Genomic DNA, 14,646 nt, shown 5'->3' with positions numbered 1-14,646 from the left:
CTATCGCGCACACCGCCACGAATGGCTCAGCCCAGGTCTTCGAGGTCGATATCCAGGATCGACATGGAGAACATGTAGGATTTGTCGCCGTCTTCGTCGTCCACATGGATCAGGCCGATCGACTCATCACCGATGAAGACCTCGACGGAATCGTTGAGCTTGGCGCGCGGGCGGACGTCGATGTTCTTGTTGTTGAAAGTGCGCTGCAGGAAGGTCTGCAGCTTGATGATCTCGGGATGGTTCACGATGGGGTCCTGACGTTGATGTTGGCCGGCAATCTAGTGGCTGGCCAAGCTCTGACAACCCCCGGCCCGGCCATTTTATCGGTAACAAACCCGGCGCGGCCCTTGCCTCGACCTCAACCGTTCCTGTCGTGCACTAGGACCATCTGGTCCATGACGAGGGCCGGCTGTGCACAACCGGCCTCCCCGATTACCTTTGCCGGAACACCGGCCACGGTGGTGCGCGGGGGTACTTCCTTGAGCACGACCGAGCCCGCACCGATGCGGGAGCAATCCCCCACGATGATATTGCCCAGCACCTTGGCACCGGCACCGATAAGCACGCCATTGCCGATCTTGGGGTGACGATCCTGGTCCGACTTGCCCGTGCCGCCCAGCGTCACATTCTGCAGCATGGAGACATTGTCGCCCACCACCGCGGTCTCGCCGATAACGAGGCCCGTGCCGTGATCGAGCATGATTCCGCGCCCCATCGGAACGGCCGGATTGATATCCACCTGAAACACCTGGCTCGATCGGCTCTGAAGATAGAGCGCAAAATCGCGGCGGCCGGCGCGGAACAGCGCATGAGCGAAACGGTGGGTCTGGATCGCCTGGTAGCCCTTGAAATAGAGCAAGGGCTCAATTGCCCGGTGACAGGCGGGATCGCGCTCGAGGGTTGCTGCGAGGTCGGCGCGCGCCGCTTCGCCAATCACCGGATTGTCCTTGATCACCTCGGCAAAGGACTGCCGGATGATGTCGGCCGAGACATCCTCATGATCGAGTCGTGCCGCCAGACGATGGGCGAGCGCGTCTTCGAAACTCTCCTGATTGAGAATGGTGGAAAGGACCAGATTGCCAAGCGGCGGCTCGCTGTCGAGGATTTGACGCGCGCCGGCACGAACAGCTTCCCAGACGGGATCTACCGCCTGGATATGCGACGTCTTCTTGGCATTGCTGTTCATGGCGCCAGTCTCCACTCTATCGAGAAGTGACGATATAAGACATTCTCTTGCACAAGACAAAGGCCTCGCACACGGATTGGTTCACGATCCTGATGCCGGAGAGAAATTTCTTGCGAGAAACGCCAGGGCGGCTTCCTTGAATTTTGCATCGCCGGTGGCCCGCATATGGTCCCGGCGCGGGATTACAAACGCTTCGCCCGAAGGCAGCAGCTCGGCCAATTGCTCCGGCGGGCCGGCCATGTCGTCGGCCTCGCCCACCGCCACCAGCACCGGCACGTCGATCCGACGGACGTCGGCCCGGGCCATCGGCTGGCGGGACGTTTCCATGCAGGCAGCCAGGGCCTCGCGGTCCGAACCGGTATGGTCGGCAAAGATGCGGAACTGGCGCGCGGTGGGATGGGTAAGATCGGCCAGCGCCGGGGCCCGCAGGCCGGCGATGATGTCGTTGCCGTCGGTGAGGCCATTGATGAGGTTCATGCCCATGCCGCCGAAGATTGCCGCCACGACGCGCTCGGGATGGGCATAGGCGAGGAACGCCGAAATGCGCGCGCCCATGGAATAGCCCAGCAAGGCTGCGCGTTCGATGCCCAGATGATCGAGCAGCGCCAGCGCATCCTCCGCCATCTGGGTGGGATAATAGGCGTCGGGGTCATGCGGCTTGTCGGAGGCGCCGTGACCCCGATTGTCCAGCGTGATCGCCGTGTAGCCCGCGCCGACCAGTGTCTCGACCCAGCCGGTGTCGATCCAGTTCACCTTGCCGCTGGAGGCGAAGCCGTGGATGCAGAGGACAGGCGGCCCATCGCCGGCGATTTCATAGGCAAGGGTGAGACCACTGGTTTCAAAGACGGGCATGGGCAGGTCCTTTCGCGGCCCCGTGTTTAGCGGGCTTGGCAGCGGAGGGCCAGAGGGGGTGTCGGTGACGAGAAAGCACCCTGCGCCCCTTTTCTTCCCCGGCAGGCTTGGGTATGGTCCGCGCGATATTCCGACCCCACAGGTTTGACCATGGCACACGGCTCCACGCCTCACTTCCACAATTCCACCGGCCTCGCCCGCATCGAGATCGGCTCGAAGGAATTCAAGTGCGTCGGCGCCCTGCCCCCGTTCGATCATCCGCACATTTATCTCGACATGGGCAAGGACGATGAAATCGTCTGCTCCTATTGCTCGACGCTGTACGTCTACAAGCCCGAGCTTGGCAGCGGACAGGCGAACCCTGCCGCCGCTGTCTTCACGGACAGCGCCGCCTGAGTTTGCACCATGCCCGCCACGGGCCGTAATTATATCATAGCGGGCGCCGGCATTACCGGCCTGACCCTGGCGCTGGCGCTGGCCAAATTCGGTGCCAATGTCACCGTGCTGGAGCGCGCCGACAGCCTGCAGGAGTTCGGCGCCGGCTTGCAGATCAGCCCCAATGCGCGCCGGGTTCTCGACCGACTGGGGCTGGGCGAGGCCCTTACGCAGGCGAGCCTCGAGCCCCTCGCGCTCGACACTTATGCCAATGGTGGACAAAAACCACTGATCAGCCTTGAGCTTGGCCCGGTCATGCGCGAGCGGTTCGGCGCGCCTTATGCCGTCATGCACCGGGCTGACCTAGCCGAGGCGCTCTACAAGGCGACGCGGCGCTTTGCCAATATCGATATCCTCTACGGGATCCGCCAATGGGACGCACGCTCGGATGAGCGGGGCGTGGCCGTGGACATCGAACAGGCCAATGGCCAGAACCAGACCATGCGGGCGCTTGCCTTGCTCGGCGCCGATGGCGTCCACTCCCAGACGCGCCAGCAGATCCTTGGCGGCCCGGCAGCCCGATTTGACGGGCGCGTGGCCTGGCGGACGCTCGTGCCGTTCGAATCGGTGGCCGGGCGGATCGCCATGGACAGGGTTTCCGTCTTCTTCAGCCCCGGCCATCACCTCGTCTGCTATCCGCTGCCGCACCGGCAGCAGGTCAATCTCGCGCTTTTCCTGCCCGGCTCTGCCGACAAGGCGCAGGCCTTTCCAAAACTGCGGACGCGCGGCGGGCCAATTGACGCATTGATGGCGGCGGCGGGCGCATCCTGGATGCCCTGGCCGCTTCACACCGTCGCCACCGAAACCTGGCACAGGGGCAATATCGGCCTCGTCGGTGACGCTGCCCATGCCATAGTGCCCTTCCAAGCGCAGGGCGCCGCCATGGGGATAGAGGATGCCGCTGTGCTGGCACCACTGCTTGTGGAAAGCGACAGCGCCGAGGCGGCGCTTGCCCGTTATGTCACACTGCGCCAGAAGCGCGTCGCGCGAATTGCAGCGCTCTCGGCCAGCAATGGCCGCATTTTCCACATGCCATGGCCGCTCTCTGTGGCCCGTAACACCGTGATGCGACTTCAGGGAAAGCGGGCGCATCTGCGCCGGCTGGGATGGATCTACGGACACGATGTGGGCGAAGGCCCTGCGCATTCGTGACTTGTCGGGCCTTGCCTTGCGCCATGCGCCCGTGTCAATTGCGGCCAACACAGTCGCAGTGACAGGACGAAGGGATCGGATAACCGCATGCAAGCTGCGACTCGCTCCCGACTGACCCTCACCTGCATTCTCGTGACCATTCTGCTCGACATGATCGGCGTCGGCATCATCGTGCCTGTCCTGCCCGAGCTTCTCGAGGAACTCACCGGCGGCAGCGTGGCGCAAGCGGCGGTGATCGGCGGATATCTGGTCTTCGCCTATGCCTTCATGCAGTTCGTGTTCTCGCCGGTCCTCGGCAATCTCTCGGACCGATACGGGCGGCGACCCGTGCTGCTGGCGTCGCTCCTGGGGCTGACTTTCGACTATCTGATGATGTCGATCGCCCCCTTCGTCTGGTATCTCTTCATCGGCCGGATCATCGCCGGCATTGCCGGCGCGGCCCTTGCTACCGCCACGGCCTATATGGCCGACATCACCCCGCCGCATAAGCGCACGCATCGCTTTGGCCTGATTGGCGCCGCCTTCGGGCTCGGCTTCATCATCGGCCCGGTGATCGGCGGCGAGCTCGGCGAATTCGGGCCGCGCGTGCCGTTTTACGCGGCCGCGGGTCTCGCCTTCGCCAATTTCCTCTTCGGTCTCTTCGTGCTGCCGGAAAGCCTGCCCAAGGCCTCACGGCGCAAATTCGACATCCGCCGCGCCAATCCGCTCGGGGCCGTTCTGGCGCTGCGCAAATACCCATCCGTGCTCTGGCTGCTCGGCGTGCTGTTTTTCTTCCAGCTCTCGGCCCAGGCGCTGCCGACGGTGTTTTCCTACTTCACCGTCGAAGTCTTCAATTTCAGCTCTTCCATGATCGGGCGCACGCTGGGCGGATTCGGCCTCGGCTTTGCCATCAGCCAGGCCGTGCTGGCGGGGCCGCTATCGAAGGGCATTGGCGAGCCGGCCGTGGCGATGATCGGTCTCCTCGCCGCTGTCGCGGGCTTTGCCGGTGTCGGCATATCGAGCGAGGTCTACCAGCTCTATCTCTTCATCCTGGTGGGGACGGTGAGCGGGCTTGCCCCCCCGGCGATCAACGGCGTGCTGTCGCGCCAGGTGCCGGACAACAGCCAGGGCGAATTGCAGGGCGCCGTCAACGCGGCCAGCTCGCTGGCAACGATCATCGGGCCCCTCGCCGCCACCCAGATTTTTTCCTACTACACGACCGATCCCGGCGCGCACGAATATTTCCCCGGCGCCCCCTTCATCGCCGCGAGCGTCAGCGTGGCCGTCGCCCTGCTGCTGTTCTGGTTCACCGCCTGGCGCTTCGAGCTCGGCCGTCGCCCGAGCATTGCCGACCATCCGCACACACCGGAATTCCCAGCACCCGGCCAGGTGCGCGTCCCTCCCCTCGAAGAGGGCACCGACGACCGCTGAGGCGGCTGATCGCGCTCTCCGTTTCGTGACTGCAATTGGCGCCGCTATTGGCGCAGACTGCTCCTCCTGTATCCATGCAGAGAGGAGACCGACATGGCCTTCACTGGAACTGGCCGGCGCGCCATCGTCCTCGCAGGCGCCCTGCTCGGCGGCGTCGCACTGGCGGGCACGGCCCTTGCCCATCATGGCTGGAGCTGGGCCGAGGCGGGCATGATCGAACTCACCGGTACGATCTCATCCATCACCATTGCCCCGCCCCATCCGATCATCGAGGTCAATGCCGATGGCGAGATCTGGACGGTGGAATTGGGCAATCCCGGCCTGACGGAGCGCTCGGGCTTTGTCCAGGGCGTCGCCGATGTGGGCGAGGAAATCATCGCACTCGGCAATCGCGCCCAGGACGGATCGAACCGCATGAAGGCGGTCCGCATCACCATCGGCGAGGACGTCTACGATATCTATCCAGACCGCATCCCTGCTCAATAGGCATGTGGGAGGCGCTGTCGCACTGGCCGGGGGCGATTGCGATGCGGCAATCGCCAACGTTCTACATTTTCGTCAATGCCGCCCACATTCTGGGTATCGGGCTGATCCTTGGCCCGATCCTCGCGCTCGACGCCCGGCTGCTTGGATTTTTTCGGCAGGTGCCGCTCAGCGCGCTTGGTGGCTATCTGGCAGGCACGGCCAAGATCGGCGTGGTCCTGGCCGTGCTGACCGGCATAGCATTGTTTTCGGTGCGGCCCATCGACTATCTCGATAATTCAGCGTTCCTTGCCAAGCTGGCTATCCTCGCGCTCGCCATCGCCAATGCCCTGCTCATCAATGGCGGCCAGGCCTGGCGGGCGGCCATTGCCGGAAACGAAATCGCCGCCAGCCTGCGGATGCAGGCGGCGGCGAGTGGTTTATTGTGGATCGCGGCCCTGGTAGCGGGCCGCTGGATCGGATTTTTATAGCTTACTTGCCCAGAGTGGACGGCCAGGTGCCGTGCAGATCGGCGCCACGGCCTTCGATCTCAAAACCATGGGCGCCAAAGAAGTCGCGCTGGCCCTGGATGAGGTTGGCCGTGCCCTTGGCCTGACGGTAGCTGTCGAAATAGGAGAGCGCAGCCGACAGGCAGATCATCGGGAATTCGCCGATTGCGGCAGCGGCGACGACCTTGCGCAGGCTCGGATGGCTGTCCTTCATGATGGTGACGAAGTCCGGCACGACGAGCAGATTGGTGGCCTCGCCCTTGGCATAGGCAGAGCTCATCTGATCGAGGAAGCGCGAGCGGATGATGCAACCGGCGCGCCAGATCTTGGCGATCGTGGCGAGCGGCAGCGCCCAGCCATTCTCTTCCGAGGCCTTGGCGATGACGGCAAAGCCTTGCGCATAGGAAACGATCTTGCCGGCGAGCAGCGCCTTTTCGAGATCGGCCAGCGTCACATCGGTCTTGGCGCGGTTCGGCTTGCCATAAATGGCTTCAGCGGCAACGCGCTCTGCCTTTCGCGACGAAATCGAACGGGCAGCCACGGCGCCTTCGATGGCGGTTGCGGGAACGCCCATCTGCTGGGCGACGATCGCGGACCACACCCCGGTGCCCTTCTGGCCGGCCTTGTCGAGGATGAGATCGACGAGCGGCGTATTGGTCTGAGGGTCGACGGCTGCGAGAACGTGGCCGGTGATTTCGATGAGGTAGGAATTGAGCGGACCCTTGTTCCACTCCTTGAAGACGTCGGCGCATTCGGCGGCATTCATCCCCAGCCCATCGCGCATCACGCCATAGACTTCGGCGATCATCTGCATGTCGCCATATTCGATGCCGTTGTGGATGGTCTTGACGAAGTGGCCGGCGCCGCCCTCGCCGAGATAGGCGCAGCAGCTCTCGCCATTGAACTGGGCGGCTATGCCGGTCAGGACCGCTTCGGCATTGTGCCACTGCTCCTTGGAGCCGCCGACCATGATGGACGGGCCGTGGCGGGCGCCCTCTTCGCCGCCGGAAACGCCGACGCCGAGATAGCCGATATTCTTGGGCTTGAGATAGTCGAAGCGACGCTGGGTGTCGGTAAACAGCGAATTGCCGCATTCGATGATCGCATCGCCCGGCTCGAGATGCGGCAAGAGCTGCTCGATCATGTCGTCGACCGGCTGGCCGGCCTTGACCATGATGATGATCGAGCGCGGTGCCTTTACCGTCTGCACGAAGTCGGCGAGGTCGTATTTCGGGATGGTCTTGCCATCCAGGCCCTGGGCCTTGGCTTCGGCGACAAATTCGTCAATGCGACCGGCCGACCGGTTGTGCACGGCCACGGTGTAGCCTTTTTCGGCGATATTGAGAGCCAGGTTGGAACCCATTACTGCCAGGCCAATCAGGCCGATATCCGCAGTCGACATGCATGCAGTCCTTCCGAAGACTAATTCTGTCCAGTCAAGCGCGCATAGAGCGCGACACGTGCGGCGAAATGACCACAATCTGTCCGGAGATGAAAGGCCTCGAAATGCATAAATTGGCTGAAACCCCCATCTTGTATGGAAGATTGAGCCTGTGGCTTGCATTCCGTTCACCCCACCGGATAACTATCGTCACACTTTGTGTGGGGGGCCGAGAGAATGCTGCAGTCTAACCCATTTGACCTGTCAGGACAACGCGCCCTCGTCACGGGTTCCAGCCGCGGCCTCGGCTACGCCATGGCGCGGGGATTGGCCCAGGCGGGCGCGAGCGTCGTCCTCAATGGACGCGACAGCGTTGCGCTCGGCAATGCGGCAGCCGACCTTGCTGCAGAGGGCGCCAGCGTCACGGCGCTGGCCTTCGACGTGACCAGCCCCGACAGCGTCAAGGCGGCGATCGAGCACTGCGAGAGCGAGATCGGTCCCATCGACATCCTCGTCAACAATGCCGGCATCCAGATCCGCGGGTCTCTCGAGAATTTTCGCCACGACGATTTCGAACGCATGCTGTCGGCCCATGTCGTGTCGACCTTTAGCGTCAGCCAGATCGTGGCGCGGCACATGATCGCCCGTGGCCGCGGCAAGATCATCAATATCTGTTCGGTGCTGACCAATGTGGCGCGCCCCAGCGTCGCCCCCTATGGTGCGGCCAAGGCCGCAATCGCCAATCTGACGCGCGGCATGGCTGCCGACTGGGCCCCGAAAGGGCTCCATATCAACGCCATAGCCCCCGGCTATTTCAAGACCGAACTCAACCAGGCGCTCATCGCCGATCCCGCCTTCAATGCCTGGGTCGAACAGCGCACTCCCATGGGACGTTGGGGGGAAGTCGCGGAACTGGGGCCAGTGGCCGTGTTCCTCGCCTCCAACGCCTCCAGCTATATCAATGGACACATTCTCTATGTCGATGGCGCCTTCACAGCGGTCGTTTGAGCCGGCCCGTATCATCATCGTGATGGGCGTCAGCTCGTCGGGAAAATCCACGGTCGGCGCAGCGCTCGGCCGGGCCCTGCATGCGCCTTTCCTCGATGGCGACAAGTACCACCCCGAGGCCAATGTCGAAAAGATGCGGGCCGGGATACCCCTCACCGATGAGGATCGCTGGCCCTGGCTCGAGGCGCTGGCGGCAGCCCTCAAGGAAGCGGCGGACGGCAAGAAGGGCATAGCCGTCGGTGCATGCTCGGCACTCAGGCGCAGCTATCGGGACTTTATCACCGAACAGGCCGGAGAACCCGTGCTGTTCGTCTATCTCAAGGGCAGCCGCGAGGTCATCAGCGAGCGCATGGCCAAGCGCAGCCACGAATATATGCCCACGAGCCTGCTCGACAGCCAGTTCGCGACGCTGGAAGAGCCCGATCCGGCAAGCGAGAACGTGCAGATCGTGCCGGTGACCGATCCGGTCAATCGCATTGTGACGACGGTCACGAGCACGCTGACGCACCTCAAGAGCTTCAAGCGCTGGCAGTAGAAGCCGCCAGCGCCCGAACCCGCCGGTTACTGCGCGACGAAGCCACCATCGACGAGATGGTAGGAGCCGGTGATGTTGGAAGCAGCGTCGGAGAGGAGGAAGAGCGTCAGAGCCGCCACCTCGTCCGACGTCCCCAGCCGTCCGATCGGGTGCAGCGCCTTGAGCCCGTCATGCGCCTCCTTGGGCAGGTTTGCGAGGAGCGGCGTATCGATGAAGCCGGGGCCTACCGCGGTGACGCGAATGCCCTTCTTGGCGTAGTCCACCGCGGCGGACTTGGTCATGCCGACGACGCCGTGCTTGGCGGTCACATAGGCTGGGGCGTTGGGGAAGGTCACCGAGCCCAATATCGACGCCATGTTGACGATGGCGCCACCGCCTGACTTCAGCATGGCCGCGATCTCGTATTTCATCGAGTAAAAGACCGAGTTGAGATTGACGTCGATGACCTTGTGCCAGTCCTCGAAGCTGTAGTCGCCAAGGGGCGCAGCCGCGCCGCCAATGCCGGCATTGTTGACGGCGACATCGAGCTTTCCAAAAGTGTCGAGGACAAACTGCACCGCCTTTTCGACCTGGTCGATCTTGGCGACGTCCACGGCCACCGCTGCCGCCTCGCCGCCCTTGCCCTTGATGGCGTCAGCGACGGACTGGGCCGCATCGAGCTTGAGGTCGGCGATCACGACTTTGGCGCCGCGATCCGCCAATTGCAGGGCGACTGCCTCGCCAATGCCCGACGCACCGCCCGTAACGAACGCCACCTTGCCTGCAAAATCCCTGGTCATGGCTCTCTCCTTGAGTGATTTCCCTGAGCCTAGGCTTAAAGGGGAAACCCGCCATGATTTGGATCAATCCTGCGATTATAGCCCCGCCTCATCCGGAACACCGGGGTTACGCGAGAGGCTGGCATTGGCATAGCGGTCGTCGTGGCTGACCTCGCGCCCAACCCAATCGGGAAGCTCGACCAATTGGTCGGCGTGGGTCAGTTCCACCTCTGCCATGATCAGACCGGCATGGCCGCCCTCGAAAACATCGACTTCCCAGATGAGCCCGCCGAAGGGCACCTCATAGCGGCGCTTCTCAACCACTTCGGGCCGCGCCATGTCGAGCAGCACCCTGCCCTCTTCGAGCGGCACCTCATATTCGAACTCGGCCCGGCTGATGCCGCTGGTCGGCCCCTTGAGAGTAAGCACGGCGCTGGCATCGTCGATGATCCTTATGCGGACCGTCGCCTTGGCATTGGTGGAGAGGTAGCCCTGCCGCAGGGCGGAGGCACTGGTGGCCAGGGGGCGCCAGCTATCGCTCGTGACCAGAAATTTGCGCTCGATTTCGACGGCCATGGCTAAAATCCGAAATTCATCTGGCCCGGAGGCGAGCCGATGGTAACGCCCTCAAGGGCCAGCATTTTGATCTTGGTCTGCGCCCCACCCGGCGCCGAAAAGCCCCCGGGCTTGCCATCGCTGGCCAGCACACGGTGGCAGGGAATGACCAGCGGCATGGGATTGGCACCCATGGCCTGCCCGACGGCGCGCGAAAGGCCGACATCGCCCAGCGCCCGGGCCATTTCGCCATAAGTCGTGACCTGTCTCCAGCCGTAACCGAGCAGGAGCATATAGGCGCGATGGCGAAACGCGGGGACGCCGGACAGATCGAGCGGAAATCCGCTGAATTCAACGGCGATGCCGTCGGCATAGTCCTCGATCCGTCCCATAAGTGTCTCCACCCAGATCGGCGGTTCGGCCGGTGTCGCGCCGCCCCGAGCGAGGCGCTCCCGCAGCGCCTGCTCGTCGTCATCCGGCAGCAATACCCGCGCCAGCCCCTTTTCGGTCCAGCCAAGACCGAAGGAGCCAAGTGCGGTGGGGAAAATCGAGGTTTGCATGGTCCTAGAATAAGCAATGCGCGGGCCATGCACCAGTCGCGCCTTGGCGTCCCCCTTGCATGCTGACAGCGTCTGTCACCGGGCTGCGCTATCAGACCCCCGCGAAAAGGGAGAAAGCCATGGCCAGGATCGTTGGATATATCGCCGCCAGTCTCGACGGCTACATTGCCGACCCAGACCAAAATCTGGACTGGCTGACCCAGCGCACCGATCTGGAATTGGGCGAGCACCACTATGACAATTTCATCAAGTCGATCCGCACAGTAGTCATGGGGCGGTCGACCTATGACTGGATCGCCGCTGACGCGAGCCCGTGGACCTATGCTGACCAGCGCGTGATCGTCGTGACCTCGCGGCCGATCACGGATCCCAAGGGTCAACTGGAGACCCGTACCGATATCGACGCCTTGGTCGCAGAGCTCAGGGCCCTCGACGATGGTGACGTCTGGATGCTGGGTGGTGGCAAGCTGCAGATGGCCTTCATGGAGCGCGGGGCGCTCGATGAATTGGAAATCTATGTGATTTCGGAGATTTTGGGTGGCGGCATACCGCTCTTCCCGCCAACTGGGCTTCGCGCGGCGCCAGAACTGATATCGGCAAAATCGCTAGGCGCCGGCTGCGCGCGGCTGCACTACCGCTTCCCATAGCAAAAAGGCCCCGACAGATCGGGGCCTTTCACTGCAACCTTGGCGAAGATTAATCGTCGAGGGCTTTGCGGACGTCGTTCTTCACGTCGCCCACCTTCTGCTGGACCTTGCCTTCGGCCTTGTCCATCTTGCCTTCGGCCTGGAGCTTCGCATTGCCGGTAAGGCCGCCGACGGCGTCCTTGACCGCGCCCTTGACCTGCTTGCCGGCGCCGTCTACCTGGTCCTTGTTCATCGAAATCTCCTTGAGTTGAACTTGCCGGAATAACTTCGGTTAGCCGGGGTTTGTTCCCTCAACAGATTGTGCGCACCGGTTGGCGGAACCATCCGCACTCTGCTAGAGGCATGGCCATGCCCGGACCCATGCCCACACTGATCGACTATTTCCCCCCGACCGATCCCTATCTCAACGTGCTCCATGTTGATGACGATATCCTCGTCGTCGACAAGCAATCGGGGCTGCTCAGCGTGCCCGGCAAAGACCCTTCGCTCTGGGACTGCATCGAGCATCGTGCACGCCAGACCTGGCCGACGGCCGGCATGTGCCATCGGCTCGACAAGGATACGTCAGGGGTTCTGGTGCTGGCGCTGAACAAGCGCGCCCATGGCCGCATCGGCAGCCAGTTCGAGCATCGCAAGACCACCAAGAGCTATGTGGCCCGCGTCGCCGGCATTATCGAGGAGGAGAGCGGCCTCATCGATTTGCCCCTGGCGACCGATTGGGATAACAAGCCGCGCCAGCGCGTCGACTATGAAAACGGTCGCTCGGCACAAACCGAATGGCATGTTCTGGAACGCGAGGAAAACGCCACGCGGGTTCGCCTCGTGCCGCTTACGGGGCGGACGCACCAACTCAGGGTTCACATGAAGGCATTGGGCCATGTGATTCTGGGTGATGCGTTTTATGCCGATGGCGAAATACTGCGCGCTGCAGACCGGCTGCAATTGCACGCCGCCGAACTGGGGTTTACCCATCCGACGACCGATGAGTTCATGACCTTCGTCGCGCCAACGCCGTTCTGAAGGCGCAGGCGCTGACTGTGCAGTAAAAGCCCCCTCGCCCCTCAGGGGAGAGGGTTGGGGTGAGGGGTGAAGACCTCTCAGACAAGAGCTAGTACGAACCCCTCATCCCAACCGAAATTCGCTTCGCGAATTCGGTGTGCCCTTCGGGCCTCCCCTCAGGGGAGAAGGGAAGGACATGCCCACCGCCGCCCCTACTCGGCGTCGCCGATGTAACCCACTTCGATCTTCTGGAAGAGGCTGCCCTCTTTCATCGTGTCCAGCCATGCCCGGAAATCTGCGACGTCCTTGAAGCCGGCGCGCTGTGAATCGGCTTCGGTAACGTCATCGGGGCTCATATCGGTGACCCCCTTGATGGCGAGAAGGCCCACCTTGGTCTTGAGAGTGCCGCCGGCTTTCACCGTCGGCCTATTCCACCGCCGAAAAATCACGTCGATCTTTCCGGCCTTGATCTCCTCGAGAAGGTCACGCTTGAGCAGCATCAGTCCAGCACCGCCGTTGCGGTCATCTCGATGCAGAGACCCTTGGCGAGCAGTTCCTTGACTACGACCGTGGCGCGCACGGGGAATGGCTGGGCGGTGAAGAACTCGCGATAGACCTTATTCATGCCCGGCGCATCGGCGCTGTCGATGAGGAAAATCTGGATCATGACGATATTCGTCAGGGCCCCGCCCGCGGCCTTGACGCCCATCTCCAGATTCTGGATGCAGCGGCGCGCCTGGGCTTCGATATCGCCGGTGAGAACTTCCCCGGTGACCGGATCTTCGGCCACGGCCACGAGCCAGACATGCTTGCCTGCCCGCACCGCGTCATTGATGGGAGCCGAGGATGGCGCGACGCCGGTTGCGATGGGTTCGATCATGTCGGTCTCCGTGGTGAGAATCGTCAGCGCGCAATTGTCTTGCGCCTCGCCTTGTGACAAACACGGGCGGCCGAGCCAAGCGGGCGTGGTGAAACTGGTAGACACAAGGGACTTAAAATCCCTCGGCTTACGCTGTACGGGTTCGATTCCCGTCGCCCGCACCAGCCATTCCTCTCTTCCATCCAGACGCTTGCCCTCCGCAAGGATGGGACAATTGTTCGCGTTATGTTCGCATGTTAGAACACAGCAGCGTCGACGATGTCGGCATGGGGGGAATCACATGTTTCAGAAACTCGAATGCGTCTGCATCCACACTAGGGACATCGCCGGCTCACTGGCCTTTTATACCGCGCTGGGACTGAGCCAGGCCTGGCGGATCGAGCGACAATCGGCCGATGGGACGCCATCGAGCCTGATCGGCCTCAAATTTCCGGATCAGGCCAGCTCGGAGCTGGTCCTGAGCGATAATCCGGCGCTCGACTTCACCGAAATTGAGATCAATGTGGGAGATGTGGTCCGCACCTATGAGGCGCTGAAGGACAACGATGCCATCCAGTGGATCCGCACGCCCTTTGCCACGGAGTCCGGCCACGTCGCCGTGATGGAAGCGCCCGACAAGAATGTGTTCGTGCTTGTCGGACGCTAGGTCCGGCCGCTCCGCAGCCACCGCGCGGTCGAAGGCACGGTGGCGCAGAAGCGCATATCGAGGCGGGCACCGCCTAGGGCGATCTTAGTCCGTGCCGCCCGAAATCGGCGCGACATAGGCCACATCGAGATCCCAGGGGAAGAAGATCCACGTGTCCTGGCTGACTTCGGTGATGAAGGTGTCGACCAGATCACGGCCCTTGGGCTTGGCGTAAACAGTGGCGAAATGCGCGCCGGGCAGCATTTCCCGCACTACGCGGGCGGTGTTGCCGGTATCGACCAGATCGTCCACGATCAGAACCTTGCCGCCATTGGCAGCGAGATCGAGAACCGGCTGGCTGATCTCTTTGAGCACCTTGATGCCGCTCTGGTTCTGGTGGTCATAGCTCTTGACCGACACGGTCTCGACGGTGCGGATATTGAGTTCGCGCGCAACGATCGCGGCCGGCACGAGGCCGCCGCGAGCAATGGCCACCACGGCGTCGAACGTGCCCATGCCCGCCAGGCGCCAGGCCAAAGCGCGACTATCGCGATGGAACTGGTCCCAGGTGACGGGGAACGACTTCTGGTTCGGATTGCTCAACGCATCTCTCCTTGGGGCGGGGCGGACCAACGCCCCCTGAATCTGGATTTTTCGAGCCTGTCCTTAGCAAAGCTCGGGGCTGACGCCAA

The 14,646-nt window shown here is 62.8% G+C and carries 21 protein-coding genes and 1 tRNA gene; 11 read left to right on the top strand and 11 right to left on the bottom strand.

All coding sequences use genetic code 11. From position 1 onward, the window contains the following. Window positions 1-26 precede the first annotated feature (26 nt). The 3 genes from N0P34_RS08535 to N0P34_RS08525 all read right to left on the bottom strand — a co-directional run bounded on the left by N0P34_RS08535 (window position 27) and on the right by N0P34_RS08525 (window position 2,038). Entirely contained in the window at window positions 27-245 is a 219-nt protein-coding gene (locus tag N0P34_RS08535; protein ID WP_275606591.1) for a DUF3126 family protein, read from the bottom strand. A 113-nt stretch (window positions 246-358) separates the two neighbouring features. Further along, entirely contained in the window at window positions 359-1,186 is an 828-nt protein-coding gene (cysE, locus tag N0P34_RS08530; RefSeq protein ID WP_275606590.1) for a serine O-acetyltransferase, read from the bottom strand. A gap of 81 nt (window positions 1,187-1,267) precedes the next feature. Beyond that, a complete protein-coding gene (locus N0P34_RS08525; protein ID WP_275606589.1) occupies window positions 1,268-2,038 on the bottom strand; it encodes an alpha/beta hydrolase in 771 nt (256 codons plus the stop codon). 150 nt (window positions 2,039-2,188) lie between these two features. Between N0P34_RS08525 and N0P34_RS08520 the strand changes: the two genes are divergently transcribed. The 5 genes from N0P34_RS08520 to N0P34_RS08500 all read left to right on the top strand — a co-directional run bounded on the left by N0P34_RS08520 (window position 2,189) and on the right by N0P34_RS08500 (window position 5,988). Then, window positions 2,189-2,434 carry a zinc-finger domain-containing protein gene (locus N0P34_RS08520; RefSeq protein WP_275606588.1) on the top strand — a complete coding sequence of 82 codons (246 nt, stop codon included), beginning with the start codon at window positions 2,189-2,191 and terminating at the stop codon, window positions 2,432-2,434. Window positions 2,435-2,443: 9 nt separating this feature from the next. Then, window positions 2,444-3,625: an FAD-dependent monooxygenase gene (locus N0P34_RS08515; RefSeq protein ID WP_275606587.1), complete on the top strand. Its 1,182-nt coding sequence runs from the start codon at window positions 2,444-2,446 to the stop codon at window positions 3,623-3,625. An 87-nt stretch (window positions 3,626-3,712) separates the two neighbouring features. Further along, a complete protein-coding gene (locus tag N0P34_RS08510; RefSeq protein ID WP_275606586.1) occupies window positions 3,713-5,035 on the top strand; it encodes a TCR/Tet family MFS transporter in 1,323 nt (440 codons plus the stop codon). Between the two features lie 93 nt (window positions 5,036-5,128). Further along, window positions 5,129-5,521 carry a DUF6152 family protein gene (locus N0P34_RS08505; protein ID WP_275606585.1) on the top strand — a complete coding sequence of 131 codons (393 nt, stop codon included), beginning with the start codon at window positions 5,129-5,131 and terminating at the stop codon, window positions 5,519-5,521. 2 nt (window positions 5,522-5,523) lie between these two features. Further along, complete coding sequence (locus N0P34_RS08500; protein ID WP_275606584.1) at window positions 5,524-5,988, top strand: DUF2214 domain-containing protein; 465 nt, start codon at window positions 5,524-5,526, stop codon at window positions 5,986-5,988. 1 nt (window position 5,989) lies between these two features. Here the strand turns inward: N0P34_RS08500 and gndA are convergent, their stop codons facing one another. After that, entirely contained in the window at window positions 5,990-7,408 is a 1,419-nt protein-coding gene (gene gndA / locus N0P34_RS08495; RefSeq protein WP_275606583.1) for an NADP-dependent phosphogluconate dehydrogenase, read from the bottom strand. Between the two features lie 219 nt (window positions 7,409-7,627). Here gndA and N0P34_RS08490 point away from each other — a divergent pair, with 219 nt between their 5' ends. Continuing rightward, window positions 7,628-8,395, top strand: coding sequence for an SDR family oxidoreductase (locus N0P34_RS08490; protein ID WP_275606946.1), 768 nt, complete (start codon window positions 7,628-7,630; stop codon window positions 8,393-8,395). Continuing rightward, the gene (locus N0P34_RS08485) at window positions 8,370-8,930 is read left to right on the top strand and encodes a gluconokinase (RefSeq protein ID WP_275606582.1); all 561 of its coding nucleotides are present in this window, start codon (window positions 8,370-8,372) and stop codon (window positions 8,928-8,930) included. The genes N0P34_RS08490 and N0P34_RS08485 overlap by 26 nt, the downstream gene beginning before the upstream one ends. A gap of 26 nt (window positions 8,931-8,956) precedes the next feature. Here N0P34_RS08485 and N0P34_RS08480 read toward each other — a convergent pair whose 3' ends face one another. The 3 genes from N0P34_RS08480 to N0P34_RS08470 form a co-directional block, all read right to left on the bottom strand. Then, the gene (locus N0P34_RS08480; protein ID WP_275606581.1) at window positions 8,957-9,709 is read right to left on the bottom strand and encodes a glucose 1-dehydrogenase; all 753 of its coding nucleotides are present in this window, start codon (window positions 9,707-9,709) and stop codon (window positions 8,957-8,959) included. A gap of 75 nt (window positions 9,710-9,784) precedes the next feature. Next, a complete protein-coding gene (locus N0P34_RS08475) occupies window positions 9,785-10,264 on the bottom strand; it encodes a CYTH domain-containing protein (RefSeq protein WP_275606580.1) in 480 nt (159 codons plus the stop codon). 2 nt (window positions 10,265-10,266) lie between these two features. Beyond that, window positions 10,267-10,803, bottom strand: a complete 537-nt coding sequence (locus N0P34_RS08470) for a methylated-DNA--[protein]-cysteine S-methyltransferase (RefSeq protein ID WP_275606579.1) — start codon at window positions 10,801-10,803, stop codon at window positions 10,267-10,269. A gap of 119 nt (window positions 10,804-10,922) precedes the next feature. Here N0P34_RS08470 and N0P34_RS08465 point away from each other — a divergent pair, with 119 nt between their 5' ends. Then, a complete protein-coding gene (locus tag N0P34_RS08465; RefSeq protein WP_275606578.1) occupies window positions 10,923-11,450 on the top strand; it encodes a dihydrofolate reductase family protein in 528 nt (175 codons plus the stop codon). Window positions 11,451-11,499: 49 nt separating this feature from the next. Here the strand turns inward: N0P34_RS08465 and N0P34_RS08460 are convergent, their stop codons facing one another. Beyond that, window positions 11,500-11,682: a CsbD family protein gene (locus N0P34_RS08460; protein WP_275606577.1), complete on the bottom strand. Its 183-nt coding sequence runs from the start codon at window positions 11,680-11,682 to the stop codon at window positions 11,500-11,502. Between the two features lie 116 nt (window positions 11,683-11,798). Between N0P34_RS08460 and N0P34_RS08455 the strand changes: the two genes are divergently transcribed. After that, window positions 11,799-12,470 carry an RluA family pseudouridine synthase gene (locus tag N0P34_RS08455; RefSeq protein WP_275606576.1) on the top strand — a complete coding sequence of 224 codons (672 nt, stop codon included), beginning with the start codon at window positions 11,799-11,801 and terminating at the stop codon, window positions 12,468-12,470. A 191-nt stretch (window positions 12,471-12,661) separates the two neighbouring features. Here N0P34_RS08455 and N0P34_RS08450 read toward each other — a convergent pair whose 3' ends face one another. Further along, entirely contained in the window at window positions 12,662-12,949 is a 288-nt protein-coding gene (locus tag N0P34_RS08450) for a hypothetical protein (RefSeq protein ID WP_275606575.1), read from the bottom strand. After that, window positions 12,949-13,329: a RidA family protein gene (locus tag N0P34_RS08445; protein ID WP_275606574.1), complete on the bottom strand. Its 381-nt coding sequence runs from the start codon at window positions 13,327-13,329 to the stop codon at window positions 12,949-12,951. The genes N0P34_RS08450 and N0P34_RS08445 overlap by 1 nt, the downstream gene beginning before the upstream one ends. A 79-nt stretch (window positions 13,330-13,408) precedes the next feature. Between N0P34_RS08445 and N0P34_RS08440 the strand changes: the two genes are divergently transcribed. Further along, window positions 13,409-13,493: transfer RNA gene (locus N0P34_RS08440), tRNA-Leu, on the top strand. Between the two features lie 116 nt (window positions 13,494-13,609). Then, window positions 13,610-13,975, top strand: a complete 366-nt coding sequence (locus tag N0P34_RS08435; RefSeq protein WP_275606573.1) for a hypothetical protein — start codon at window positions 13,610-13,612, stop codon at window positions 13,973-13,975. An 84-nt stretch (window positions 13,976-14,059) separates the two neighbouring features. Here N0P34_RS08435 and gpt read toward each other — a convergent pair whose 3' ends face one another. Then, on the bottom strand, window positions 14,060-14,557 hold the full coding sequence (gene gpt / locus N0P34_RS08430; protein WP_275606572.1) for a xanthine phosphoribosyltransferase: 498 nt from the start codon (window positions 14,555-14,557) through the stop codon (window positions 14,060-14,062). Window positions 14,558-14,646: the final 89 nt, after the last annotated feature.

The organism is Devosia sp. FJ2-5-3 (assembly GCF_029201545.1).
GTDB lineage: Bacteria > Pseudomonadota > Alphaproteobacteria > Rhizobiales > Devosiaceae > Devosia.
Note: the sequence above shows the minus strand (reverse complement) of the source record. Positions and strands in the feature narration are given on the sequence as shown.

Excerpts from the sequence above, each read along its gene's own strand:
- cysE (WP_275606590.1), bottom strand. The coding sequence starts at position 1,186 with ATGAACAGCAATGCCAAGAAGACGTCGCATATCCAGGCGGTAGATCCC.
- N0P34_RS08525 (WP_275606589.1), bottom strand. The coding sequence starts at position 2,038 with ATGCCCGTCTTTGAAACCAGTGGTCTCACCCTTGCCTATGAAATCGCC.
- N0P34_RS08520 (WP_275606588.1), top strand. The coding sequence starts at position 2,189 with ATGGCACACGGCTCCACGCCTCACTTCCACAATTCCACCGGCCTCGCC.
- N0P34_RS08515 (WP_275606587.1), top strand. The coding sequence starts at position 2,444 with ATGCCCGCCACGGGCCGTAATTATATCATAGCGGGCGCCGGCATTACC.
- N0P34_RS08510 (WP_275606586.1), top strand. The coding sequence starts at position 3,713 with ATGCAAGCTGCGACTCGCTCCCGACTGACCCTCACCTGCATTCTCGTG.
- N0P34_RS08505 (WP_275606585.1), top strand. The coding sequence starts at position 5,129 with ATGGCCTTCACTGGAACTGGCCGGCGCGCCATCGTCCTCGCAGGCGCC.
- N0P34_RS08500 (WP_275606584.1), top strand. The coding sequence starts at position 5,524 with ATGTGGGAGGCGCTGTCGCACTGGCCGGGGGCGATTGCGATGCGGCAA.
- gndA (WP_275606583.1), bottom strand. The coding sequence starts at position 7,408 with ATGTCGACTGCGGATATCGGCCTGATTGGCCTGGCAGTAATGGGTTCC.
- N0P34_RS08485 (WP_275606582.1), top strand. The coding sequence starts at position 8,370 with ATGGCGCCTTCACAGCGGTCGTTTGAGCCGGCCCGTATCATCATCGTG.
- N0P34_RS08480 (WP_275606581.1), bottom strand. The coding sequence starts at position 9,709 with ATGACCAGGGATTTTGCAGGCAAGGTGGCGTTCGTTACGGGCGGTGCG.
- N0P34_RS08475 (WP_275606580.1), bottom strand. The coding sequence starts at position 10,264 with ATGGCCGTCGAAATCGAGCGCAAATTTCTGGTCACGAGCGATAGCTGG.
- N0P34_RS08470 (WP_275606579.1), bottom strand. The coding sequence starts at position 10,803 with ATGCAAACCTCGATTTTCCCCACCGCACTTGGCTCCTTCGGTCTTGGC.
- N0P34_RS08465 (WP_275606578.1), top strand. The coding sequence starts at position 10,923 with ATGGCCAGGATCGTTGGATATATCGCCGCCAGTCTCGACGGCTACATT.
- N0P34_RS08460 (WP_275606577.1), bottom strand. The coding sequence starts at position 11,682 with ATGAACAAGGACCAGGTAGACGGCGCCGGCAAGCAGGTCAAGGGCGCG.
- N0P34_RS08455 (WP_275606576.1), top strand. The coding sequence starts at position 11,799 with ATGCCCGGACCCATGCCCACACTGATCGACTATTTCCCCCCGACCGAT.
- N0P34_RS08450 (WP_275606575.1), bottom strand. The coding sequence starts at position 12,949 with ATGCTGCTCAAGCGTGACCTTCTCGAGGAGATCAAGGCCGGAAAGATC.
- N0P34_RS08445 (WP_275606574.1), bottom strand. The coding sequence starts at position 13,329 with ATGATCGAACCCATCGCAACCGGCGTCGCGCCATCCTCGGCTCCCATC.
- N0P34_RS08435 (WP_275606573.1), top strand. The coding sequence starts at position 13,610 with ATGTTTCAGAAACTCGAATGCGTCTGCATCCACACTAGGGACATCGCC.